The sequence below is a fragment of the Vibrio ponticus genome (assembly GCF_009938225.1).
Taxonomy (GTDB): domain Bacteria; phylum Pseudomonadota; class Gammaproteobacteria; order Enterobacterales; family Vibrionaceae; genus Vibrio; species Vibrio ponticus.
In genome coordinates this window covers 2,896,752-2,921,108 of record NZ_AP019657.1, presented here as the reverse complement: position 1 = coordinate 2,921,108, position 24,357 = coordinate 2,896,752, and the positions used below count along the sequence as shown (strand labels likewise).

The 24,357-nt window shown below is 47.3% G+C and carries 24 protein-coding genes and 1 pseudogene; 15 read left to right on the top strand and 10 right to left on the bottom strand.

Annotation, left to right across the window (positions count from 1 at the left end; translation table 11 throughout):
- Position 1: 1 nt before the first annotated feature.
- Together hemF and GZN30_RS13185 are read right to left on the bottom strand one after the other, a co-directional pair.
- Complete coding sequence (gene hemF, locus GZN30_RS13190) at positions 2-922, bottom strand: oxygen-dependent coproporphyrinogen oxidase (protein ID WP_075648197.1); 921 nt, start codon at positions 920-922, stop codon at positions 2-4.
- Positions 923-939: 17 nt separating this feature from the next.
- The gene (locus GZN30_RS13185; protein ID WP_075648196.1) at positions 940-1,497 is read right to left on the bottom strand and encodes an L-threonylcarbamoyladenylate synthase; all 558 of its coding nucleotides are present in this window, start codon (positions 1,495-1,497) and stop codon (positions 940-942) included.
- A gap of 304 nt (positions 1,498-1,801) precedes the next feature.
- Between GZN30_RS13185 and purE the strand changes: the two genes are divergently transcribed.
- Both purE and GZN30_RS13175 read left to right on the top strand, forming a co-directional pair.
- Positions 1,802-2,287 carry a 5-(carboxyamino)imidazole ribonucleotide mutase gene (gene purE, locus GZN30_RS13180; protein ID WP_075648195.1) on the top strand — a complete coding sequence of 162 codons (486 nt, stop codon included), beginning with the start codon at positions 1,802-1,804 and terminating at the stop codon, positions 2,285-2,287.
- Positions 2,288-2,290: 3 nt separating this feature from the next.
- Positions 2,291-3,424, top strand: a complete 1,134-nt coding sequence (locus GZN30_RS13175; protein ID WP_075648194.1) for a 5-(carboxyamino)imidazole ribonucleotide synthase — start codon at positions 2,291-2,293, stop codon at positions 3,422-3,424.
- Between the two features lie 83 nt (positions 3,425-3,507).
- On the opposite strand, the gene GZN30_RS13170 is transcribed toward GZN30_RS13175, so the two are convergent.
- From GZN30_RS13170 to GZN30_RS13155, 4 genes are read right to left on the bottom strand one after another with little or no spacing between them, the layout of a single operon-like run.
- Positions 3,508-4,092: a DNA topoisomerase family protein gene (locus GZN30_RS13170; RefSeq protein WP_075648193.1), complete on the bottom strand. Its 585-nt coding sequence runs from the start codon at positions 4,090-4,092 to the stop codon at positions 3,508-3,510.
- 24 nt (positions 4,093-4,116) lie between these two features.
- Complete coding sequence (locus GZN30_RS13165; RefSeq protein ID WP_075648192.1) at positions 4,117-4,593, bottom strand: DUF494 family protein; 477 nt, start codon at positions 4,591-4,593, stop codon at positions 4,117-4,119.
- Between the two features lie 2 nt (positions 4,594-4,595).
- Complete coding sequence (dprA, locus tag GZN30_RS13160) at positions 4,596-5,711, bottom strand: DNA-processing protein DprA (RefSeq protein WP_075648191.1); 1,116 nt, start codon at positions 5,709-5,711, stop codon at positions 4,596-4,598.
- Complete coding sequence (locus GZN30_RS13155; RefSeq protein WP_075648190.1) at positions 5,704-6,192, bottom strand: hypothetical protein; 489 nt, start codon at positions 6,190-6,192, stop codon at positions 5,704-5,706. The genes dprA and GZN30_RS13155 overlap by 8 nt, the downstream gene beginning before the upstream one ends.
- A 171-nt stretch (positions 6,193-6,363) precedes the next feature.
- Here GZN30_RS13155 and def point away from each other — a divergent pair, with 171 nt between their 5' ends.
- The 5 genes from def (at position 6,364) to GZN30_RS13130 (ending at position 12,239) form a co-directional block, all read left to right on the top strand.
- Positions 6,364-6,876: a peptide deformylase gene (gene def, locus GZN30_RS13150; protein ID WP_075648189.1), complete on the top strand. Its 513-nt coding sequence runs from the start codon at positions 6,364-6,366 to the stop codon at positions 6,874-6,876.
- A gap of 32 nt (positions 6,877-6,908) precedes the next feature.
- On the top strand, positions 6,909-7,856 hold the full coding sequence (fmt, locus tag GZN30_RS13145) for a methionyl-tRNA formyltransferase (protein ID WP_075648188.1): 948 nt from the start codon (positions 6,909-6,911) through the stop codon (positions 7,854-7,856).
- 118 nt (positions 7,857-7,974) lie between these two features.
- The gene (gene rsmB / locus GZN30_RS13140; protein WP_075648187.1) at positions 7,975-9,255 is read left to right on the top strand and encodes a 16S rRNA (cytosine(967)-C(5))-methyltransferase RsmB; all 1,281 of its coding nucleotides are present in this window, start codon (positions 7,975-7,977) and stop codon (positions 9,253-9,255) included.
- 148 nt (positions 9,256-9,403) lie between these two features.
- Positions 9,404-10,780, top strand: a complete 1,377-nt coding sequence (trkA, locus tag GZN30_RS13135) for a Trk system potassium transporter TrkA (RefSeq protein ID WP_075648186.1) — start codon at positions 9,404-9,406, stop codon at positions 10,778-10,780.
- Between the two features lie 13 nt (positions 10,781-10,793).
- Positions 10,794-12,239, top strand: a complete 1,446-nt coding sequence (locus GZN30_RS13130) for a TrkH family potassium uptake protein (protein ID WP_075648185.1) — start codon at positions 10,794-10,796, stop codon at positions 12,237-12,239.
- Between the two features lie 14 nt (positions 12,240-12,253).
- Here GZN30_RS13130 and trhA read toward each other — a convergent pair whose 3' ends face one another.
- Both trhA and GZN30_RS13120 read right to left on the bottom strand, forming a co-directional pair.
- Complete coding sequence (gene trhA / locus GZN30_RS13125; protein ID WP_075648184.1) at positions 12,254-12,910, bottom strand: PAQR family membrane homeostasis protein TrhA; 657 nt, start codon at positions 12,908-12,910, stop codon at positions 12,254-12,256.
- Between the two features lie 98 nt (positions 12,911-13,008).
- Entirely contained in the window at positions 13,009-13,806 is a 798-nt protein-coding gene (locus GZN30_RS13120) for a sporulation protein (protein ID WP_075648183.1), read from the bottom strand.
- 419 nt (positions 13,807-14,225) lie between these two features.
- Between GZN30_RS13120 and GZN30_RS21295 the strand changes: the two genes are divergently transcribed.
- The 5 genes from GZN30_RS21295 to GZN30_RS13100 all read left to right on the top strand — a co-directional run bounded on the left by GZN30_RS21295 (position 14,226) and on the right by GZN30_RS13100 (position 18,226).
- Positions 14,226-14,393, top strand: coding sequence for a hypothetical protein (locus GZN30_RS21295; RefSeq protein WP_167521311.1), 168 nt, complete (start codon positions 14,226-14,228; stop codon positions 14,391-14,393).
- Positions 14,394-14,522: 129 nt separating this feature from the next.
- Positions 14,523-14,789 (top strand): YihD family protein, encoded by a 267-nt coding sequence (locus tag GZN30_RS13115; RefSeq protein ID WP_075648182.1) that lies wholly within the window; start codon positions 14,523-14,525, stop codon positions 14,787-14,789.
- 347 nt (positions 14,790-15,136) lie between these two features.
- Positions 15,137-16,555, top strand: coding sequence for a cytochrome c oxidase accessory protein CcoG (gene ccoG / locus GZN30_RS13110; protein WP_075648181.1), 1,419 nt, complete (start codon positions 15,137-15,139; stop codon positions 16,553-16,555).
- A 56-nt stretch (positions 16,556-16,611) separates the two neighbouring features.
- Complete coding sequence (locus tag GZN30_RS13105; RefSeq protein WP_075648180.1) at positions 16,612-17,598, top strand: serine/threonine protein kinase; 987 nt, start codon at positions 16,612-16,614, stop codon at positions 17,596-17,598.
- 25 nt (positions 17,599-17,623) lie between these two features.
- Entirely contained in the window at positions 17,624-18,226 is a 603-nt protein-coding gene (locus tag GZN30_RS13100) for a thiol:disulfide interchange protein DsbA/DsbL (protein ID WP_075648179.1), read from the top strand.
- 87 nt (positions 18,227-18,313) lie between these two features.
- Here the strand turns inward: GZN30_RS13100 and GZN30_RS13095 are convergent.
- Positions 18,314-19,189: pseudogene (locus tag GZN30_RS13095) on the bottom strand (acyltransferase); the annotation flags it as partial.
- Positions 19,190-19,365: 176 nt separating this feature from the next.
- Between GZN30_RS13095 and GZN30_RS13090 the strand changes: the two are divergent.
- Complete coding sequence (locus GZN30_RS13090; protein WP_075648178.1) at positions 19,366-20,334, top strand: DUF2860 domain-containing protein; 969 nt, start codon at positions 19,366-19,368, stop codon at positions 20,332-20,334.
- 70 nt (positions 20,335-20,404) lie between these two features.
- Here the strand turns inward: GZN30_RS13090 and GZN30_RS13085 are convergent, their stop codons facing one another.
- A complete protein-coding gene (locus GZN30_RS13085; RefSeq protein WP_075648177.1) occupies positions 20,405-21,928 on the bottom strand; it encodes a YifB family Mg chelatase-like AAA ATPase in 1,524 nt (507 codons plus the stop codon).
- 491 nt (positions 21,929-22,419) lie between these two features.
- Here GZN30_RS13085 and ilvG point away from each other — a divergent pair, with 491 nt between their 5' ends.
- Together ilvG and ilvM are read left to right on the top strand one after the other, a co-directional pair.
- Positions 22,420-24,066: an acetolactate synthase 2 catalytic subunit gene (gene ilvG, locus GZN30_RS13080; protein ID WP_075648176.1), complete on the top strand. Its 1,647-nt coding sequence runs from the start codon at positions 22,420-22,422 to the stop codon at positions 24,064-24,066.
- Between the two features lies 1 nt (position 24,067).
- Positions 24,068-24,352, top strand: coding sequence for an acetolactate synthase 2 small subunit (ilvM, locus tag GZN30_RS13075; protein ID WP_075648175.1), 285 nt, complete (start codon positions 24,068-24,070; stop codon positions 24,350-24,352).
- Positions 24,353-24,357 lie beyond the last annotated feature (5 nt).

Below are 24,357 nucleotides of genomic sequence, written 5' to 3'. Positions count from 1 at the left end.
GTTACCACTCTCTTGGCTTGAGGAAGTGCTGATACAATTGTGCTTCCGCAGAGCCCGGTTCAGGCTGGTATCCATATTCCCAGCGTGCCATTGGTGGCATTGACATCAAAATGGATTCGGTACGCCCACCACTTTGTAAGCCAAATAAAGTACCGCGGTCGAATACGAGGTTGAATTCAACGTAGCGCCCACGACGATAAAGCTGGAATTGTCTTTCTCTTACACCGTAAGAAGTGGTTTTGCGACGCTCAACAATCGGCAAATAGGCTTGTGTGTAACCCTCACCGACGGCTTTGATGTAGGCAAAGCACTTTTCAAACTCCCACTGGTTAAGATCATCGAAGAACAAACCACCGATACCACGGGTCTCATTGCGGTGTGGTAAATAGAAGTACTTATCGCACCACGCCTTATGCTCGGCATAAACCTCATCACCAAAAGGTGCGCAGATTTCTTTCGCCGTGTGGTGCCAATAAACGCAATCTTCCTCAAATGGGTAAAAAGGCGTAAGGTCAAAGCCACCACCGAACCACCAAATAGGCGCTTCCCCCTCTTTCTCAGCAATAAAAAAGCGCACATTCGCATGGGATGTCGGTACATAAGGGTTATGAGGGTGCATCACTAAGGAGACCCCCATCGCTTCAAAACTGCGTCCTGCCAACTCTGGTCGATGTGCGGTCGCTGATGCAGGCATCTCTTGCCCACTGACGTGAGAAAAGTTCACCCCACCTTGTTCAAACACTGCACCATTGGTCATCACACGAGTTCGACCACCACCAGCCAAACGTTCACCAGGCTGACGTTGCCAAGCATCTTCTTCAAAGCTAGCTTTACCATCAGCGTTTTCTAACTGGGTACAAATTTGATCTTGTAGCGCCATTAAGAACTGTTTTACTGCGTGTTTATCGATTGAAGTTGGCATCTTAGCTTCCTTTGTTCTTATCCTTGTCTTAGCACTTTTAATGTTTTTGCGTCACGAATTTCACTCGGTTTATCACGTCCGCTGGTTTCACCACGCAAAATGGCAACTAACTGGTCACCAAGTTGCGCTTCAACTTCTTCTGTCGTCATGCACGGTGGTAAACCGGAAAGGTTGGCGCTAGTAGAAGTCAGCGGTTTACCAAACGCTAGGCAGATTTTTTGTACCAATGGGTGATCGGTCACTCGGACTGCGATCGAATCAAACTGACCCGAGACCCAATCAGAGACCTTATCACTTGCCGGCATAATCCAAGTATAAGGACCTGGCCAAGACGCTTTTACCGTTTGCAATTGTTCTTCTGTCAGCTGTGACTCATCAATATACGGCAATAACTGCTCATAGCTCGCCGCAATCAGAATCAATCCTTTTTCAACCGGACGCTGCTTTAAGGTCAATAGTTTTTCAATCGCTTGCGGGCTATCGGGATCACAGCCAACACCGAATACACCTTCGGTTGGATAGGCAATCACTTCACCTTGCTGCAATGCATTCAGCGCTTGCTCAAAGTTATCCACTCAAGTTTCCTTTCTAATTTCGATACCGAAACGACGCAAAGCGAAGCGCAAAAAAAGCATTTCTATCGTGTGCTATGAAGCGAGCTTTTCCTGAGTTCATCACACTGCGACGTCTAGTTGGAATGGTATGTTAACATTTTTGTTCAGTTTACTAACAATCTGCCGCGCTGACTAAAGCAATTTATTTATTAAATGTGTCAATTCGATTTTTACCCCGCGCAAACGTTTGCTTGCGCTAAAAATACTCGTATAATGCGCACAAATTAACTTGGTATTCCCCAGTAGCAGCTTGAAGGAGTGTGAGATGAAAGTCGGTATTATCATGGGTTCAAAATCGGATTGGCCAACCATGAAACTTGCAGCAGAAATGCTCGACACATTTGGCGTGAGCTATGAAACCAAAGTGGTTTCTGCGCACCGAACCCCTCAACTGCTAGCAGAATACGCCACCAGCGCAAAAGAGCGTGGCATTAAAGTCATTATCGCTGGCGCTGGCGGCGCCGCCCACTTGCCGGGAATGACGGCAGCCTTTACTAGCTTGCCAGTGCTAGGCGTACCGGTGCAATCTCGCGCACTAAAAGGCATGGATTCACTGTTATCAATCGTGCAAATGCCAAAAGGCATTGCAGTCGGTACACTGGCAATTGGTGAAGCCGGCGCTGCCAACGCCGGTATTCTCGCAGCACAAATCATCGGCACTCATGATGATGAAGTAATGGCGAAAGTAGAAGCTTTCCGTAACGAGCAAACCGAAACTGTACTAGCAAACTCAAACCCAGCAGAGGATTAATCCATGCACGTTTTGGCTTTAGGCTCAGGTCAGTTGGCGCGAATGATGTCACTGGCTGGCGCACCACTGAATATCGAATTGTCGGCTTACGATGTCAGTAACGGCAATATTGTTCATCCATTAACGCAAACTGTACTTGGCAGCGGCTTAGACAACGCAATTGCCAACGCCGATGTGATCACTGCTGAGTTTGAGCATATCCCGCATCATATTCTCGACCTATGTGAGCAAAGCGGTAAGTTTCTCCCTTCAACGGCCGCGATCAAAGCTGGCGGCGATCGCCGTATTGAAAAAGCACTCTTGGATAATGCTGGGGTACGTAACGCTAAGTATGCGGTGATTAACACTCGTGAAGATTTTACCCACGCTATCGAACATGTCGGCATTCCGATGGTGCTGAAAAGTGCACTTGGTGGCTACGACGGCAAGGGACAGTGGCGTTTAAAAGATGCCGCAGATATCGAGACTATCTGGCTACAAATGGCAGATTGCATCGCAAGCAGCGATAACCAAGCCATTGTGGCTGAGCAGTTTGTGCCTTTCCAACGTGAAGTATCATTAGTTGGGGCTCGTGGTAAAGATGGTTCGATTGCGGTCTACCCATTGGCTGAAAACGTTCACACCAATGGTGTATTGAGTCTTTCCACTGCGATCGCCGATCAAGCGCTGCAAGAACAAGCGCAGCAAATGTTTGCCGCTGTGGCAGGCAGCTTAGATTACGTGGGTGTATTGGCGCTGGAGTTTTTTGACCTTGATGGTCAACTATTAGTCAACGAGATTGCTCCGCGAGTACATAACTCAGGTCACTGGACCCAGCAAGGCGCCGAAACTTGCCAATTTGAAAACCATCTACGCGCAGTCTGCGGTCTACCATTAGGTAGCACCAAACTGGTGCGTGAGACAGCGATGATCAACATCCTCGGTGAAGATACTTTACCGGCAGAACTGCTATCAATGCCAGGCTGCCACATTCACTGGTATGGCAAGGAAAAACGTGCGGGACGCAAAATGGGGCATATCAACGTTAGTGGTGACTACAGTGGTGAACTGCAACGCAGACTCTGTGCCTTAGCCGAGGTATTGGACGGCGAGGCATTTCCTGCCGTGCATGATTTTGCTAAACAATTTTCAGCTTAACTGAACCTAGCCAGTACCTTATCAACATCTATTAAAAAGCGACGTTAAACCGTCGCTTTTTTACTATGTATCATAACGAAGCATCAGCTGTCTGTTTGGGTGTGCTGGCATTTCCGGTCGGCACACTGCAATCTATTTCCGCTGGCGAGCTTCTTTTCCACTAACAGCGGAAAGCCGCATGCCTGACATTTGCCAGCCACAGGTGGCTGATTAACGGCAAATTTGCATTTCGGATAGTTATCACAGGCGTAAAACAGCTTACCAAAGCGTGTTTTACGCTCAACCAGGTGACCTTTGCTGCACTCAGGGCAAGCAATCTGCGCATTCTGCTCTGGCTGTTCATTGTGCTCCAGAGATTCAATGTGATGACACTCTGGGTAGTGACTGCAGCCGATAAACATCCCGTAGCGACCTTGGCGCAGCACCAATTCATTGCCACATTGTGGACAAGGCACACCAAGCTCTTTGATGATATGACCATCGTTTTGGTGCAGCGGCTTAATGTAGTCGCACTCAGGGTAGAGGCTACAACCTAAAAAGGGACCATGTTTGCCGTGGCGCAAATGCAACTCGCCCTCACGCTGCTGTTCCTGACATTTAGGACAAGCTTGGTGTTCGAGGGCGTGTTCATGGGCAGAAAACAGTTGTTGGTCGATTTTACTACTCATATAAATAGGTGCGTTCTGCTTAAGTTAGTGAAGAATACCTTGTTCTTTGGTATACAACAGCTCTTCCATAAGCGTATAGGCGTTTTCATTGCCTGGCACATTAAATAGCACCATTAACACAATCCATTTGAGATCTTCGAGTTCAAACTCATCGGTCTCTAAACCCATCACTCGATCAATCACCATCTCACGAGTTTCTGTGGTTAGCACACTTACTTGCTCCAAGAACATCAAGAAGCCACGACACTCAAGATCTAAGCGGTCCATCTCACGCGCGGTATAAATACGCGTCGACGTTGCACCACTGACTGAGATCGCTGAATCAAGCTCACCTTGTTGCAAGGCTGCCAACTCTTCTAACCAGACAAGGGCTTTGTAAATGTCTTTTTGATCAAAACCCGCTCGAAGCAATTCATCTTCAAGCTCATCTTGATTGACCTGTAACTCAGCATCACTATGGATGTAAGTTTCAAATAGATACATAAGAATATCCATCATCATAGCTAGCCCCTCCCCTTTCGAATATAGCCACCGGAAACCGCAACAACATGCCCTAAGAGCTCGAGCTCTAACAGCTGCATCATGACTTCTTGCACAGGAATATTGGTCCTTTGTGCCAGAATATCAACTGGTGTTACTTCTTTGCCTACGTTAGCTAGAAGATCGGCAAATGGCAATTGTTCTTTCGCTTCTTTTTCAATCACGTCATCAACGTCTAATCTAGCCTGATAATTATTAGACCACAGTAGCAGGTGCTCTATTTCATTTACGATGTCATCAACGGTTTGGATTAACGCTGCTCCTTGCTTGATCAACTGATTGCAACCCTTGGCTTGGGGTGTATGTATCGAGCCAGGCAAAGCAAACACGTCACGCCCTTGCTCAGCGGCATAACGAGCAGTGATTAAAGAACCGCTTCGCTCGGTTGCTTCCACCACCAACACCCCCAGTGACAAACCGCTGATAATACGATTGCGACGGGGAAAATTGGCGCCTTTGGGCAAGATGTTGGGATGAAACTCCGAAACCAACGCACCTTGTTGCTCAATTCGCATTGCTAATTGTTTATGCCGCGCCGGATAGATGGTGTTGAGCCCACAACCTAATACCGCCACAGTTTTACCACCGCCTTGCAGCGCACCATCGTGAGCATGACCATCGACACCCAGCGCTAAACCGCTAGTTACTATCAAACCCTGATCCGCCATGGCACGCGCAAAATTCTTAGCGCTCTGCAAACCATCAATCGTGGCGTGGCGACTGCCGACGATCGCGATTTGCGGCAAACTCAAGCTGGCAAGTTCACCTTTAACAAACAACAGTGGCGGCGGCACAGGCACCTGCGCTAATAACGGTGGATAACGTGGGTCATCAAGAGTAATGATATGGTGATGAGGTGCTTCATCTCGCCAACGTAAGCACTGCTCAATATAGTCATGACTGGCTTGCTGAATAAAAGCGACTTGCGCGTTAGAGAGCCCTGCCGCTTGCAGTTGTGCGCCATCCCAACCAAGCAGTTCATTGGGGCTCGCTTTGGCGAGCAATTTTTGTAGCCCTTTTCCCCCTAATCTTGGCGTGAAATAGAGCGTTAACCAAGCTCGCAATGCTTGTTCAGTCACGACGCTCACTCCACTCTATCGGTAGCGCAATATCATCAGCCCGCACTTCTTGTAGTAAACGAGTGATCTGCAAACGCGACATCTTTTCCCCGCTCTCTTGCAACTCAGCCCATGCGACCACTTTTAGCTGGACGAATTCTGACTCATCTTGTGAGTAGCTTTGGGTGGGATGATAGATTCCCCAGCGAGTTTGGCTCTGCGCGCCAGTAATAAATAGCCGATCTTGGTCAGTGATGTAATGCTTACCATGGTTAAGTCCAATCACCCGCGCAGCGTCTCGCAACTGTTGTGATGAGAGCACCAATGCCAAGCTATCGGCAGCCGACTCAGTTAGCAGCACAGTTTGATTTGCATCGAGAGGACGAATTTTGGGGATTAATTTAACTGTCGTTTTAACCTCAGGCGCTTGCTGAGCATAGCTTGGGAGCTGCGAAAACAGCAGTGTAACCAGCAAAAGAAGCTTAGTGTATCGCCAATGCATAACCCACTCCTTGTATTGATTCGTTAATAAACCTGACAACAAAGGTGGTTACTTTATCGACAGAAAAGCACCTCAAAAAGCGTATTGATGCTGTCATTTGAGGTCTAAAATGTCTAGAATTGAGCCAACGAGGTAATCTCGATTCGGCACAAATCAATATTTCGAGTGAATATGTCTGTATTACAAGTATTAACATTCCCAGATGATCGCCTTCGCACTGTGGCTAAGCCAGTAGAAGCTGTGACTCCAGAAATTCAAAAGATCGTCGACGACATGATTGAAACCATGTACGACGAAGAAGGTATCGGTCTTGCGGCAACGCAAGTTGATGTTCACCAGCGTATCGTGGTTATCGATATTTCAGAAAACCGTAATGAGCCAATGGTGCTTATTAACCCTGAAATTCTAGAGAAACGCGGCGAAGATGGCATTGAAGAAGGGTGTCTTTCAGTTCCTGGTGCTCGCGCTCTTGTGCCACGCGCAGCAGAAGTGACCGTTAAAGCACTAAACCGCGACGGTGAAGAATACACTTTCGAAGCGGATGACCTACTAGCGATTTGTGTTCAACACGAACTGGATCACCTAGAAGGCAAGCTATTCGTTGATTACCTATCGCCACTAAAGCGTAAGCGTATTCAAGACAAGCTAGCGAAAATCAAACGCTTTAACGACAAGCAACGTTAAGTCGCGACAGAATTAGTAAGAAGGAAGGTACCTTGAGCAAGCCTTTACGTATTGTATTTGCAGGTACTCCGGACTTCGCCGCCCGTCATTTGGCGGCGTTGTTGTCTTCGGAGCACGAAGTTATTGCTGTCTACACGCAGCCAGATCGCCCAGCGGGTCGTGGTAAGAAATTGACTGCGAGCGCGGTAAAACAGATCGCGGTTGAGCACAACATTCCGGTATACCAACCAGAAAACTTTAAGTCAGACGAAGCTAAGCAAGAATTAGCGGAGCTCAATGCTGACATCATGGTTGTGGTGGCATACGGTCTACTGCTACCACAAGTCGTACTGGATACACCTAAACTGGGTTGTATTAACGTACACGGATCGATTCTTCCACGCTGGCGTGGCGCTGCACCTATCCAACGTTCAATTTGGGCGGGTGATGCCGAAACCGGCGTGACCATTATGCAGATGGACATCGGTCTTGATACTGGTGATATGCTAAAAATCGCGACGCTACCAATCGAAGCAAGCGACACCAGTGCATCAATGTACGAAAAACTCGCTGAACTTGGTCCTGTTGCATTGGTTGAGTGTTTAACCGACATCGCAACCGGGAAAGCCGTGCCAGTTAAGCAAGATGACGAGTTGGCGAACTACGCGAAAAAACTAAGCAAAGAAGAAGCGCGCATTGACTGGAATGACGACGCGGCGCACATTGAACGCTGTGTGCGTGCTTTTAACCCATGGCCAATGAGCCACTTTGAAGTCGCTGAAAACAGCATCAAAGTATGGCAAAGCCGTGTTACAGAGCAAAGTAGCAATAAACCTGCGGGTACGATTATCCAAGCGGATAAATCAGGCATCTATGTGGCAACAGGCAATGGCGTATTGGTGCTAGAGCAACTGCAAGTACCAGGTAAAAAAGCCATGTCAGTTCAAGATATTCTGAACTCACGTGCGGCTTGGTTTGAAGTGGGTAGCCAACTGGCTTAATTCAAACCGCAACCAATACGCAATCCGCGCATTGGTGACAATACCTACCGAGCAACAGGTAGGTATATAAGAACTTTTTGAGGGCAGAGATGCCCTCCTTTACTTTAAGGTATTCAACATGAATGTTCGCGCTGCGGCAGCTAATGTCCTTTTCCAAGTTGTCGACAAAGGTCAATCACTCTCTAACGCCCTTCCTGCGGCTCAACAGCAGATTCGACCTCGTGACCATGCTCTATTACAAGAGATTTGCTACGGTGCGCTGCGTTACTTGCCTCGCTTAGAATCTATCGCCAATGAGTTGATGGACAAGCCGCTAAAAGGCAAACAACGTGTCTTCCATCACCTAATCCTTGTAGGTATTTACCAGCTGAGCTTTATGCGTATTCCTGCTCACGCAGCGGTTGGCGAAACCGTTGAGGGCACCAAAGATCTTAAAGGTCCGCGCCTACGTGGCTTAATCAATGCGGTATTACGTAACTACCAACGCAATCAAGAGCAATTGGATGAGCAAGCCGTTAGCCACAACGCAGGCAAATACGGTCACCCAAGTTGGTTACTGAAACTGCTACAACAAGCGTATCCAGAGCAATGGCAAGACATTGTTGAAGCAAACAACAGCAAAGCGCCAATGTGGCTACGTGTGAACCACCAGCACCATAGCCGTGATGAATACCAAGCGCTACTCGATAAAGAAGGCATCGAAACTAGCCTTCATCCACAAGCGGCTGACGCTCTGAAACTTGCTGCGCCTTGTGATGTCACTAAGCTGCCAGGTTTTGAAAAAGGCTGGGTATCGGTCCAAGATGCCGCGGCTCAGTTGTCACTTGATTACCTAACCCCGCAAGATGGCGAACTGATTCTAGATTGCTGCGCTGCACCAGGTGGTAAAACGGCACATATTCTTGAGCGCACCAAAGATGCACAAGTGGTCGCAATCGACTGTGATGACTCACGTCTAAAACGTGTGCACGACAACCTTAAGCGCCTTAATCTTCAAGCAGAAGTGATTTGTGGCGACGCACGCAAACCACAAGATTGGTGGCACGGCGAACAGTTCGATCGCATTCTATTGGATGCACCATGTTCGGCAACGGGTGTCATTCGTCGTCACCCAGACATCAAGTGGCTACGTCGCGCTGACGACATCGACGCATTGGCTGAACTGCAAAGTGAAATCATTGATGCGATGTGGCAACAACTAAAACCAGGCGGAACCTTAGTTTACGCAACTTGCTCTATCACCCCGCAAGAGAACAAACTACAGGTGAAAGCTTTCCTTGAGCGCACTAAAGATGCACAGCTGCAAGGCTCAGAGAGCGACAACCCTGGTCGTCAAATCCTTCCAGGTGAAGACGATATGGATGGTTTCTACTACGCAGTAATGACCAAAAAAGCCTAGTTCTGTCATAAAAGTGAAACTTATTCTTTGTAGGTTTCACTTTTATTTTCAAGGCATTGGAATACGAACTATACCTAGTAGGTCAGAGTTAATATATATTAACCACAATAGCCTTATGGGTATTTCAGTAACAAAATGAGATAAGAATATGAAGATCATCATTCTTGGCGCAGGTCAGGTTGGCGGTACTTTGGCAGAAAACCTTGTTGGTGAAAATAACGATATCACCATCGTCGATAAAGACAGTGACCGACTGCGTGAACTGCAAGATAAATATGATTTACGTGTTGTAAATGGTCATGCAAGTCACCCAGATGTACTGCGCGAAGCAGGGGCGCAAGATGCCGATATGCTGGTCGCGGTGACCAACACCGATGAAACCAACATGGCAGCCTGCCAAGTGGCGTTTTCTCTGTTTAACACGCCCAATCGAATTGCTCGTATTCGTTCCCCTCAATACCTTGCTGAAAAAGAAGCGCTATTCCAATCTGGCGCGGTTCCCGTTGACCACCTTATCGCTCCTGAAGAACTCGTCACGAGTTACATTGAACGTCTGATCCAATACCCAGGCGCCCTGCAAGTAGTCAGCTTTGCCGAGCAAAAGGTTAGCTTAGTTGCGGTTAAAGCCTACTATGGCGGTCCATTAGTGGGTAATGCACTCTCCGCTCTGCGTGAGCACATGCCGCACATTGATACCCGTGTCGCAGCGATATTCCGTCAAGGTCGTCCTATTCGTCCACAAGGCACCACCATTATTGAAGCGGACGATGAAGTGTTCTTCGTTGCTGCGAGTAACCACATTCGCTCCGTGATGAGTGAATTGCAACGCCTTGAAAAGCCATACCGCCGCATCATGATTGTTGGGGGTGGTAACATCGGTGCCAGCTTGGCTAAACGCCTTGAACAGAACTACAGCGTCAAGCTGATTGAGCGCAATTACCAGCGTGCTGAGCGCCTCTCAGAAGAGTTGGAAAACACCATCGTATTCTGTGGTGATGCCGCAGACCAAGAGCTACTGACCGAAGAAAACATCGACCAAGTGGATGTATTCATTGCGCTGACAAACGAAGATGAAACCAACATCATGTCAGCCATGCTTGCCAAACGTATGGGTGCGAAGAAGGTAATGGTGCTGATCCAACGTGGTGCTTACGTCGACTTGGTACAAGGTGGGGTTATCGATGTGGCAATCTCGCCGCAGCAAGCCACCATCTCTGCCCTACTCACTCACGTGCGTCGTGCTGATATTGTTAACGTATCTTCGCTGCGCCGCGGCGCTGCAGAAGCAATCGAAGCGATTGCCCACGGTGATGAGAGCACCTCGAAAGTGGTCGGTCGCGCGATTGGCGATATTAAACTGCCACCAGGCACCACCATTGGTGCGATTGTGCGTGGTGAAGAAGTACTGATTGCCCACGACAGAACGGTTATCGAACAAGATGACCACGTGGTAATGTTCTTGGTCGATAAGAAGTATGTCCCTGATGTAGAGACACTCTTCCAGCCGAGTCCATTCTTCCTCTAAGGCGCAGTTCAACATGGTTAATTTTCGTCCCGTACTGTTCGTGATAGGGTTAGTACTGTCTAAACTCGCCCTATTTATGTACGTACCCACCTTAGTGGCATTTTTCTCTGGCACCTCGGGGTTTATCGAGTTTGGTCAATCAGTCTTGATCACGCACTTGGTGGCTTTTTTCTGCTTAACCATAGGTCGCACCGCGACCTTTAAACTCAGCGTGCGCGATATGTTCCTCATCACCAGTTTGGTGTGGACCATTGCCAGTGCCTTTGCAGCGCTGCCGTTTGTGTTTATCAACCACATTAGCTTTACTGACGCCTACTTTGAGACCATGTCGGGTATCACCACTACCGGCTCAACCGTGTTAAGTGGCTTAGATAGCATGGCGCCGAGTATTTTGTTGTGGCGCTCAATCTTGCAATGGCTTGGTGGTATTGGCTTTATCGTAATGGCAGTAGCCATCTTACCGATGCTTAACGTCGGTGGTATGAAGTTATTCCAAACCGAATCTTCCGATTGGTCAGATAAAAGTAGCCCACGCGCAAAAACCGTCGCGAAAAATATCGTCTTGGTTTACGTAACGCTAACTGGTTTGTGCATGCTTGGTTTCTTACTGTCAGGCATGGACCTGTTTGAAGCGATCAACCACTCATTCACTACGCTATCCACCGGTGGTTACTCCACCTCTGATGGCTCAATGAACCACTTTTCCCATGGTGCACACTGGAACGCAACGCTATTTATGTTCCTTGGCGGTCTACCTTTCTTACTGTTTATCTCTGCCATCACCAAACGTAAGCCAAGCATTCTGTTGAAAGATGCCCAAGTGCGCGGCTTTGCTTATTTAGTATTGGCGACAGGCGTGGTGATCAGCACATGGCTAGTTGTGCGCAATGATTACACCGTGTTGGATGCGGTGCGCGTTTCGCTGTTTAACATCATTTCCGTGGTGACGACGACAGGTTTTGGCTTGGAAGACTTTACCGCGTGGGGGGCGCTACCCGCGACGCTGTTTTTCTTCTTGCTGATGGTGGGGGCGTGTTCGGGCTCAACCTCTGGCGGGATGAAAATATTCCGCTTCCAGATCGCAATGACGCTACTGAACAAACAGATCATGAAACTGATTCACCCATCAGGGGTGTTTATTCAGCGCTACAACCATCGTCCGGTGAATGACGATATCGTGCGCTCAGTTGTCGCGTTCTGTTTGACCTATTTCATTACCATCATTGTTGTGGCTGGCAGCTTAAGTGCCTTAGGACTTGATCCGGTGACCAGTATTTCTGGCTCGATCACCGCAGTAGCGAACGTCGGTCCGGGTATGGGTACCATTATCGGTCCAACCGGTAACTTCTCTTCGTTACCCGATACCGCCAAATGGATTTTAAGTTTTGGTATGTTAATGGGACGCTTGGAAATCCTCACCATTTTGGTGCTGTTCTTCCCTGCCTTCTGGAAACGTTAACTTGTCAGCCAGTCTCACACTGGCTGAACAAAGTAATAAATGGCAAAGAAATGACAAGCGCATCCTGCTAAAACAAAGCCATGCCAAATAGCATGATTGTAAGGGATGCGTTTCGCCACATAGAAAATCACCCCTAGCGAATAAATCAGTCCACCTACCGCTAACAGCGTTAAGCCTTCCCAAGCTAAATTCATCGCCAACTGATAGATCACCACTAACGATAACCAACCCATCATTAAATAGGTCACCAGAGAGAGTCGCTTAAAGCGATAAACAAAGGCCAGTTTCATAATGATGCCGACCAAAGCGATCGACCAAATCACGATCATCAAACCAATCGCCAGTGGTGTGCGCAGGCTGACTAACAAAAATGGCGTATAACTGCCCGCTATCAGCAGATAGATCGCGCAATGGTCAAAGGTCTTAAGCGCTCGCTTGGCTTTGCGGTATGGAATCGCATGATAAAGAGTGGAAGCAAGAAACAGCACAATGATGCTGCCCCCATAAATGCTCATACTAGTGATAGTCAACGCATCAGCATGATGGTCGATGGCTTTGATTAATAGCAATACCAGACCAACAATACCTAACACCATGCCGATAGCATGAGTAATGGTATTGGCGATCTCTTCTTTGACGCTATAAGCCGCATTTTGATTATTGTCGGACATAACTATCGCTCGGGATTGGCTGCAACACGAATCCCGAGTATGGCACATTTGGCTTACACGTGTAAGCCCAAGTTGGTGATAGTTTTATTATGCTATCGCTAGCAAGTCGCTTCGAGATACTCCAGCACTTGTTGACCCGCCGTTTTAGGCTCGGTGCTCAATGGGATCGTCAATTCGCGTTTTAGCTGACCAACACCCAGCAGAGATGCCAACATGCCACGCGCGCCCTCTCGATGCCTATCGACCTCAAACCACAACTTCAGTTGTTGCTCTTCACGGTAGGCCACCAACTCCAGTTCACGCCAACGCCCATGATACGGACCGGTGGTAGGCACAAACTCAAACTCTTGCACGAAAGGAAGTTCAAAACCATCAACCGCTTCACATTCAACCTGACGTAGACGCATTCCTTGCGCTTCTAACGCACTCAAAATGCCATCCATTAGAAGATCGGGGCGCACGGTGAGAATATCTTTATCGGTTGGGTCTTTGGCTAACGCGATATCGAGACCGGTATCAAGCCACACTTTAGAGTCACCAATGGTAATTGGCGTATTCCACGGCACATCCAGTTCCACATCAAAATCACGCGTCTCACCAGGATGAATGGTAAAGGCATAAGGCAGGTTCCACTCCGCTAATACATAGCTTTGTGGCGCACGACGTTTGTTGGTGGTTTCATGTTGCGCTTTATCCGGGTTAACCGGTACTTCTTTAATATAGCGACAACATAACTTTAATTCGATGTTGTCGATGGCTTGCTCTGTAGCTCCGCCATAGACATGAATCGTCACATTAACCTTCTGCCCCGGATAGAGCACTTCTTGTTGCAGGACTGAATCAACTTGGGCAGAACCAATACCAAAACTGGCAAGGGTTTTCTTAAAAAACGACATCAAACTCCTCCTTGATACACAACGAAGCCAAACTCTTTAAGTATACTATTTGGTGAGTTTGTCTCATAGATAGCCCAAAACTAGGCATGCGAATGAACTTCTCACACCATCGCACATTATTACCTCAGCAACCACCACCATGATCGGCTTTTCAACGATTTAGCGCACAAACTGAACCGCAAATCGATTAAAAACCCCACTTTTTATAGTGACATAGACTGCTTAAAAAGCGATCAGATATCGACCAGGCTGTTACGTAATGCTAACCTATTAGTGATATGTTGTTCATATCATAATCCCTCTTCAATCATTTGGATTGGCGTAGGCCAGAAAGAGCCAAACTTCAGTAATGAAGCTCAACTCATGATTGATTAGGCCATAACATTGGCAATGGATGTGCCTGACAGTTAGGTAATTAGATGCGCCCAACAACAGTCAGGTTTTCGCACACAAACCGTAGTGCAATGCGTCGTCGCAGTGGTTTTACCAAAGCGTTTGTCGCACCAAAACTTACGCCGACAATGACTTTGGTAGAGAAGCAAACGATTTTGGTTGCGACTCCGAACGAAGAAATTAAGGCGGCATAATGAAAAAGCGCAGACTCCTGCGCTTTTTTCTTATCTATCCTTATCTGGAGTAATATTGTCGATTGCTATCTACCACATGGATTTGTTACCTTTGACCGAAAATCATTATAAATATTGTGGAGAAAGTTAATGAATTGCCATCGCATCGAAGAATTGCTCGAACTTATTGGTCCTGAGTGGCAAAAAGACCAAGAACTTAACCTACTTCAGTTTATCGTTAAGCTAGCGAAAGAGGCTGGCTACAAGGGTGAGCTTGAAGATTTGACGGATGATGTGCTGATCTACCATCTTAAAATGCGTAACAGCGCAAAAGATGAAATGATCCCAGGTCTAAAGAAAGACCAAGAAGATGACTTTAAAACAGCGCTACTTAAAGCGCGCGGCATCATCAAATAAATCTTAACGCTCAACAAATTCAAGCAGCCTATGGCTGCTTTTTCGTATTACACGGTTAAAAAACCTGAAATTACCGTCAGTTACACCCAACCCACCGACCGAATCTAGGTTATATTACGAAAATTATTGTTAAAGGTTGATAGCGTTAAAGAAATGGATTTGTTATTAACTGTATACTTTCTCTTCTAATGATAATTAGCCCTAAAATTAAATTAGCAATGTCTCAAGTATTCAGCGCCTAGCTAACACTCTAACTCTACATCTTGTTAGGTCACGCTGAACGACTGCACCATTCAACTAGAGCGCTACATAAGAAACTGCGCCATTGAAAGCCTAGAGGAAGCGTAATGAGTCAAGATAAGATTGACGTAAAGGATGTGACGCCCAAAACTTTTAATCCCAAAACCCATAAAGGGCAAGGCGACCGCTTTAACCCCAATAACCGCATTTACGTGCGCGAGAGCAAAGGTAAGTTTCAAAAACTGCGTCGTTATGGCGGCTGGTTGTTACTGCTCCTGTTTGGTTTAGTGCCTTGGTTACCCTTTGGTGAACGCCAAGCTATCTTGCTCGATATTGGTAACCAACAATTCAATTTCTTTGGCACCACGCTTTACCCGCAAGATTTAACCCTGCTCGCAACCCTATTTGTGATTGCCGCCTTTGGGCTGTTCTTTATCACCACCTTCTTAGGGCGGGTATGGTGCGGCTATCTCTGCCCACAAACCGTCTGGACTTTTATCTATATCTGGTTTGAAGAAAAACTCGAGGGCAGTGCCAATAAACGCCGTAAGCAAGACTCCGGTAAACTCACACCTCAACTTATGTGGCGTAAAGGATTAAAACACTTTGCCTGGATTGCAGTGGCCTTAATTACCGGGCTGACCTTTGTCGGTTACTTTGTGCCGATTCGTGAATTAGTGGTGAACTTTTTTAGCTTCAACGCGGGTTTTTGGCCGGTGTTTTGGGTGCTATTTTTTGCCGCTTGTACCTATGCTAACGCCGGTTGGATGCGTTCAATTGTCTGTATCCACATGTGCCCTTATGCACGCTTCCAGTCAGCGATGTTCGATAAAGATACCTTTATCGTGGGTTACGATACCAAGCGAGGTGAAAGCCGCGGACCTCGTTCACGCAAAGCCGATCCGAAAGCTCTGGGACTCGGTGATTGTATCGACTGTAACTTGTGTGTTCAGGTATGTCCGACCGGTATCGACATTCGTGACGGACTGCAATATGAATGCATCAACTGTGGTGCGTGTATTGATGCCTGTGACCAAACCATGGATCGCATGGGATATGAGAAAGGTCTAATTAACTACACCACCGAACATCGCCTATCAGGACATAAAACTAAGGTGATGCGTCCAAAACTACTGGGTTATGGCGCGGTATTACTGGTGATTATCGGTCTGTTCTTTGCTCAAATTGCCACGGTTGAACCCGTTGGCATGAACGTTCTGCGCGATCGCAACCAGCTCTATCGTGAAAATGGTGCTGGCGAAATTGAAAACACCTATACCTTAAAAATCATCAACAAAACCCAGCAAGCTCAGCAATATAAACTCAGTGTAACCGGCTTAGATGATGTCTCTTGGTATGGCAAACAGACCATTCAAGTCGCACCTGGTGAAGTACTGACTCTGCCAATGAGCTTGGGAGTCAACCCTGAAAATCTCAACTCTCCTGTTTCGACAATTCAGTTTATACTGTCTGACAGTGAACAGTTTACCGTGACGGTAGAAAGTAGGTTCCTCAAGAACTTATAAGCCGACTTAACCCAATAAGGATACGGAAAGGGCTCAGTAATGAGCCCTTTATTTCTATGTCAGAAACAGCATTTAACTTTGAAGCGCTCACCCCTGATTTCATGTGGTACGCCCTCGAAAGTATCGGCGTGCGCGCAGAATCCGGCTTTCTTGCCCTCAACAGTTACGAAAACCGCGTGTATCAATTTACCGACGAAGAGCGTGTGCGTTATGTGGTGAAGTTCTACCGTCCTGAACGTTGGACGCGTGAACAGATCCAAGAAGAACACGATTTCACCTTGGAGTTGATTGACTCTGAAATTCCAGTTGCGCCGCCATGCAAAATTAATGGCCACACACTGCATGAATATCAGGGTTACCTTTTTGCTCTATTTGCCAGCGTCGGTGGTCGTCAATTTGAAGTCGATAACCTAGAGCAGCTTGAAGGGGTTGGTCGTTTCTTAGGTCGTATCCATAAAGTCGGCGCACGTCAGCCTTTTATTCATCGACCAACCATCAGCTTGCAAGAATATCTCTACCAACCACGAGAGATCTTACAGCAATCGCCTTTTATTCCGATGCACCTTGAGAACGCCTTCTTCAACGACTTAGATATGTTAATTGGTCAATTGGAGCAACATTGGCAACAACCAAGTCAGATCTTGCGCTTACATGGCGACTGCCACCCAGGCAATATTCTCTGGCGTGATGGTCCTATGTTTGTCGACTTAGATGACTCACGCAATGGTCCTGCGGTGCAAGATCTGTGGATGCTACTCAATGGTGAGCGCGCGGATAAATTGATGCAGCTCGACATTATTCTTGAGGCATACCAAGAATTTAGTGACTTCAACATGAGTGAATTGAAACTAATTGAGCCTTTGCGCGGTCTACGTATGGTGCACTATATGGCATGGTTAGCAAAAAGATGGCAGGATCCAGCCTTCCCAATTGCCTTTCCTTGGTTTGATGATCCAAAGTATTGGGAAAGTCAGGTGTTGGCGTTCAAGGAACAAATTTCAGTGCTCAACGAGCCACCACTATCACTGATGCCACAATGGTAAAATAAGCAAATACATGGAGAACATAATGAAAAAGCTGTTTGCACTATTTACAACTTTAATACTGAGCTTCTCAGTTCAGGCAGCTAAGTTTACCGAGGGAGAGTACTACAAAGTGCTAGACCTTGAGCCAGCGAAAAAGCCAGTGGTGACTGAATTTTTCTCATTCTACTGCCCACACTGTAATACCTTTGATCCAATCATTCGCCAGTTGAAAGCGCAACTTCCTGAAGGCGTAAAACTGCAAAAGAACCACGTATCATTTATGGGTGGTGCAATGGGTCTGCCAATGAGTAAAGCTTTCGCGACGATGATCGTGCTGAAAGTGGAAGACAAAATGGCACCAATCATGTTTAACCGCATCCACAACATGCGTAAAGCACCGAAAAATGAAGCTGAAATTCGTCAAATCTTCCTTGATGAAGGTATCGATGCGAAGAAATTCGATGCAGCTTACAATGGTTTCGCTGTAGATTCGATGGTGCGTCGAATGGACAAACAGTTCAATGACAGCGGTCTTGCGGGTGTTCCAGCGGTTATCGTCAACAACAAGTACCTAGTAGAAGCGGGCTCAATCACCAGCATCGACGAGTACTTCGCGCTAGTTAACTACCTACTAACGCTAAAATAAGTGACGAAAAAGGAGCTACGGCTCCTTTTTTAATCCCACGGGTAATTCACTTTGCTCACCTGACGGCTGGGATTGTGGCGACGCCGACCGGTAGATACTATCTAGCTTGGCATCTTTACGCTGCCACACCTCTCCCAACCAAAGCTGAAACTGGCGTTTGTACTTCTTATCGTTAAAGTAATCACCGCTAACCTGCTCATCAATCGGCAGCAGCTCCACATCAACCACAATCCGCTTCATTCGCCCCATCAGCATATCTTTAAACGGCTGCTCAGTATTATCAGGATAAGCCAACGTTACATCGATAATCTGATCAAACTGCTCTCCCATTGCTGCCAACGTGTAGGCAATACCGCCTGATTTCGGTTGCAATAGATGCTGATAGCCGGCTTTGCTCTTGGCGTGTTTCTGATCAGTAAAGCGAGTACCCTCAACGTAGTTCACTACTGTAGTAGGAATATGTTTGAATTTGGCGCAAGAACGGCGCGTGGTGTGCAAGTCCTGACCGCGCTTTTCTGGATTACGCAGTAGATATTCACGTGAGTAGCGGCGCATAAATGGCATATCCAACGCCCAGCATGCCATACCGATGAAAGGCACGTAGAGCAACTGCTGCTTAAGAAAGAATTTCGGCATTGGAATGCTGTCTTTAAAGACATAGCACAGCACCACGATATCGGTCCAACTGCGGTGATTGGAAAACATCAAATACCACGCGTCCTGGCTTAAACCCTTTACGCCTTTGATATCCCACTCGACATCATTTGTTGCTCGCAAGATCACACCATTGATGGTCGCCCATAACCACATCACTCGATTTGCACTATAGGTTATCCAACGTCTGAAGGTTTTTATTGGCACTATCAACTTAAATATCGCGAGCAAACAAATAATTAGCGACATCACAGCAGAATTGATAATGACCAGCGATACATTGATGAAAAATAATAGATACGCCAACATAATAAATCAGGTTAAAATTCGCACCGAATAAAAAACGATATGCAATTATACAAACCCAACCAAAGTTTGAAACATCTAGCCGATTGGTCAGATTTGTTATTTTGATGACTAAGATGTTTTCTGCTCAACTGAAATTCACGTTGAAGTGGGTCTATTGCAAAGATAATCGAGGAATCATGAACGTAAAATATTCTCTAGTGGCATTAGCACTAATGAGTGGCTCTGCTTGGGCTCAACTTGCTGAAACAGCGGGCTTCGCGGGTGAAGTATCAATCAGCACAGGTTTCTACTCGGTTGAGTCAAACCTAAATACCCATGACGACAACAAAGACCTAAAAGATCCAACATTAAGTCAAACCAATGATGCGGTAAGTGGCGGTCTACTGCTACCACTAGGTAACCTGTCTTACACTTTCGGTAATAACCTAAACCAACAGTTTTACATGGGTACCTCACGTGAAGATATCGCCACCGGTACACTTGCGTTCGAGATGGGTTACAAATACCAACTGGCGTCAGGCATGATCATCGATGCGTCGATTCTGCCAACCATTATGTCCGGTGAAGTATGGGCTGACCCATACCAAGCGACAGATCGCCAAACCACTGATGAAGATGGCAACGCATATCGCCTAAAAGTAGAGAATATTGCAGGCAGTAAGTTCTCTGTGGATATGGCTTACGCAACCAAAGACGTTGAAAACGACACGCTAGGCGCAACGTATTCAAGCCTACGTCGCGATGCTGACTCATTCTTCTTCAAGACTGACTACAAATACATGGTTGACCAAACCACGATGCTTAAACCACGCCTATCATTCATCAAATCAGATGCAGATGGCGATGCCAACTCGTTTAAAGGCTACGGTGTGGAACTGAGCTACTTCAAGTTCCTAGGTCGTCACCAATTTGCATTAACGGCTGGTTTTGACACGCGCGATTACGATGCGAATAACCCAGTATTTAACCAAACTCGTGAAGACGATGAAATGAGCCTATTCGCGGCGTACGAATACGCTAACGTGATGGATTGGCAAGATTGGTCATTCATCTCATTTGCTGGCTTTAACAGCTCAGATTCAAACATCGATTTCTACGATAAGAATGAGCTGATCATGTCTGTGGGTATGAACTACCAGTTCTAATCTGCGCAGCTAACTAATCTGCATAGCTAAGACCCACCTTTTGGTGGGTCTTTTATTTATTATCACGCCGCTAAACCGCTTGGGCATGAAGATGTTTCAACAAGCGATCCATCGCACGATAACCTAAAGCTTCGGCAAGGTGTTGGCGAGCAATATGCTCTTCACCAGCCAAGTCAGCAATGGTGCGCGCGACTTTAATGATGCGATGATAAGCTCGAACCGATAGACCTAGTCGATGCAGGGCTTGCTCTAAAAACTGCGCATCACTTTTCTCTAAACGGCAATCTCGCTCAATCTCTCGACTCGCCAGCAGCGCATTCGCTTTACCACCACGCGCAAACATCACCTCACGCGCCTGCAACACGCGCCGCTTAACTTCTGACGTTGTTTCGCCTCGCTCACCACCTGCCGCCAATGTCCCTTTGGGCAAGGCAGGGATTTCAATCGACATATCAAAGCGATCAAGCAACGGTCCAGAAAGACGGCTCAGATATCGCAGCGCCGCTTGGCTATTACCTTGCGGTTTACTGGCATCATAATGACCCGAAGGGCTGGGATTAAGCGCCCCGACTAATTGGAAACGGGCGGGAAAACGGGTTTTACCCTGCGCACGCGAGATAATGATCTCACCTGACTCAAGCGGCTCACGCAGTGCATCCAGCACTTTACGTTCAAACTCAGGCATCTCGTCAAGAAACAGCAAGCCATTGTGGGCTAGAGAGATCTCACCCGGTCTCGGTACTGAGCCGCCGCCCACCAGCGCCGCCATTGAGCTGGAATGATGCGGAGCGCGAAATGGTCGCTGCTTCCAGTTGTATTGATTAATTTCTTGTTGAGTCAATGACGCGACCGAGGCTGACTCCATCGCCTCTTGATTGGACATCTCAGGCAATAGATCACTTAACCGAGAAGCCAGCATGGTTTTCCCGGTACCGGGAGGACCAAGAAACAACAAATTATGATGACCTGCCGCCGCGATTTCTAACGCACGCTTACCCTGCTGCTGACCGATAATATCTTGCAAATCGCGAGTTAAACTTGGCATTTCGACCGATGCTGGCGTTTGGTGCAGTGCCAGCTTTTGCTGACCACAGAGATCTGCGCACACCTCGAGGAGGCTTTGTGCTGATTTATGTATCTCTTTCCCCACTAGTGCCGCTTGGTCGCCATTGGCGTGCGGTACCACTAAGCTCCGCCCGTGATTTTGCACCGTTAAGGCCGCAGGCAACACACCTTTGACCGCCCGAAGTTCGCCTGACAGCGCCAGTTCTCCGACAAACTCTTGGTTTTTGAGTGCTTGTAACGGAATTTGCTGTGAAGCCGCCAAAATACCCAGTGCTATTGGCAAATCAAACCGACCGCCCTCTTTGGGTAGATCCGCCGGCGCTAAATTTACCGTGATACGTTTGGCAGGGAATTCAAAGCGCGAATTGAGGATCGCACTGCGTACCCGATCGCGAGATTCTTTCACCGTGGTTTCCGGCAAGCCGACCAAAGCAAACCCCGGCATACCGTTACTGATGTGCACTTCCACCGTCACCAGCGGGGCTTCAACCCCCACCGATGCTCGGCTATAAACCACCGCTAATCCCATACTTTTCCTTATTCACTCAGCTAATTAAATCGCTTATTTTTATAGCGCCATTGTTATATAGCGTGGTGAGTTGCTGAGAGAATGTGAAAAAAGAATGAGTTTTTGCTTGTCAATTAACGGAAATATGTGATACCACTAGTGGTGCAAATTTAGACGTATCATATTACGCAAACACAACCGAAAAGAATTAATAATGAACTTGAACGCCCGCTTACATTCTCTGATCGCCCTGATTATCGTGGTCATTATCGGATCGCGCGGGGTCTAGTGGGCGAAACAAAGCCAAGAATTAGATAAACCCCCGCACTGAAAGGTCCGGGGGTTTTTTTACAATTATTTCGAATATTTTTTATGCAGTGCAGATAACAATTTAAAAACTAACAAGTACTTAGCTCGTAGGATTTCGAGCAGGTAGTGACAGGAAGAATGGGAGCGCACATGAAGTGCAACAATCACAAGGAATGCTACTCACGTAGCGAAGGAGGCGGACAATGACAGGTGCACAATTAGTCGTTGCCGCATTACAGCAGCAAGGCATCAAAACGGTATTTGGCTACCCTGGTGGCGCCATTATGCCAATCTACGATGCGCTCTATGACGGTGGTGTTGAACACATCTTATGTCGTCATGAGCAAGGCGCAGCAATGGCTGCAATTGGTATGGCACGCTCAACCCAAGAAGTCGCAGTGTGTATGGCGACATCCGGTCCGGGTGCCACCAACCTCGTGACGGGTCTGGCAGATGCGTTTATGGATTCCATACCACTTGTTGCCATCACCGGTCAGGTGGCCAGCTCACACATAGGGACTGACGCATTCCAAGAGATGGATGTGATTGGTATGTCCCTTTCATGTACTAAACACAGCTACTTAGTCACCGATATTAACGATCTTGCCCCCACTCTTGCAGAAGCGTTTGAAGTGGCAAAAACAGGGCGTCCCGGTCCGGTTATTGTTGATATCGCCAAAGACGTGCAACTGGCTCAAGCGCCAGTGACCGATTTACCCGCTTTTACGCCACCTGCGATGCCAGTCGCTAGCGCTGATGCCATTGCCAAAGCGCAAACCCTACTCTCACAAAGCTCTCGTCCTGTCTTGTATGTCGGTGGCGGTGTACAGCTAGGTAATGCGACTGAGTCGGTGCGTGAATTCTTGCGCCTCAATCCAATGCCGACAGTGAGCACCTTAAAAGGTTTGGGTACAATCGAGCGTCATGACCCACACTATCTTGGCATGCTCGGCATGCATGGCACCAAAGCGGCCAACTTAGTGGTTCAAGAGTGTGACTTGTTGATTGCGGTCGGTGCGCGTTTTGATGACCGAGTAACTGGCAAGTTAGATACCTTCGCACCAAGTGCCAAAATTATCCATATAGATATCGATGCCGCAGAAATCCATAAGCTGCGTCACGCACATGCGCCTCTGCGTGGTGAAATCAACACAGTTTTGCCGCAATTAGAGCTCACTCAAGATATCACACCGTGGGTAAAACACAGCAAAAGCCTACGTAGCGGTTTTAAATGGCGCTATGACCACCCTGGTGAGCTGATTTTTGCTCCCGGTTTACTTAAGCAATTGTCTGATTTGATGCCTGACAGCTCGATTGTGTCAACCGATGTCGGCCAACACCAAATGTGGGCAGCGCAGCACATTCAGCCCCGTGAACCACAAAACTTCATCACTTCAGCCGGTCTCGGCACTATGGGTTTTGGTCTACCAGCCGCGATGGGTGCAGCCGTCGCACGCCCTGATGATCAGTCGATCCTAATCACTGGTGATGGTTCATTTATGATGAATGTACAAGAGCTTGGCACACTTAAGCGTCGTCAGATCCCAGTCAAAATCGTACTACTCAACAACCAACGCTTAGGCATGGTGCGTCAGTGGCAATCTCTGTTTTTCGATGGGCGCCACAGTGAAACCATTTTGGATGATAACCCTGACTTTATCACGCTAGCTAAAGCGTTCGATATCCCGGGTAAAACCATCACCACCAAACAAGAAGTTGAACCGGCTCTAAAAGAGATGTTGGCAAGCAAAACTTCTTACCTGCTTCATGTCTTAATTGATGAAGAAGAGAATGTATGGCCACTCGTTCCACCGGGTGCGTCGAACAGTGACATGCTGGAGAACACCTAACATGGAAAGATACTTACTCGATATTAAAGCGGACGATAAGCCAGTTTTACTAGAGCGTGTTCTGCGTGTGGTTCGCCATCGTGGCTTCATCATCAAACAAGTCGCGGCGACGCAAAATCATGAAAGCCATGTCGCGAGTGTCGAAATCATTGTAGATAGCGATCGTCCTATCTCATTTATCACTAATCAAATTGAAAAACTCTGGGATGTTCGCACTGTTGACGTCACACAAATCGCCCGTGATGAACTACCAAATAACAACCTACAACAAAAAATCTGTGCATAAGGAAG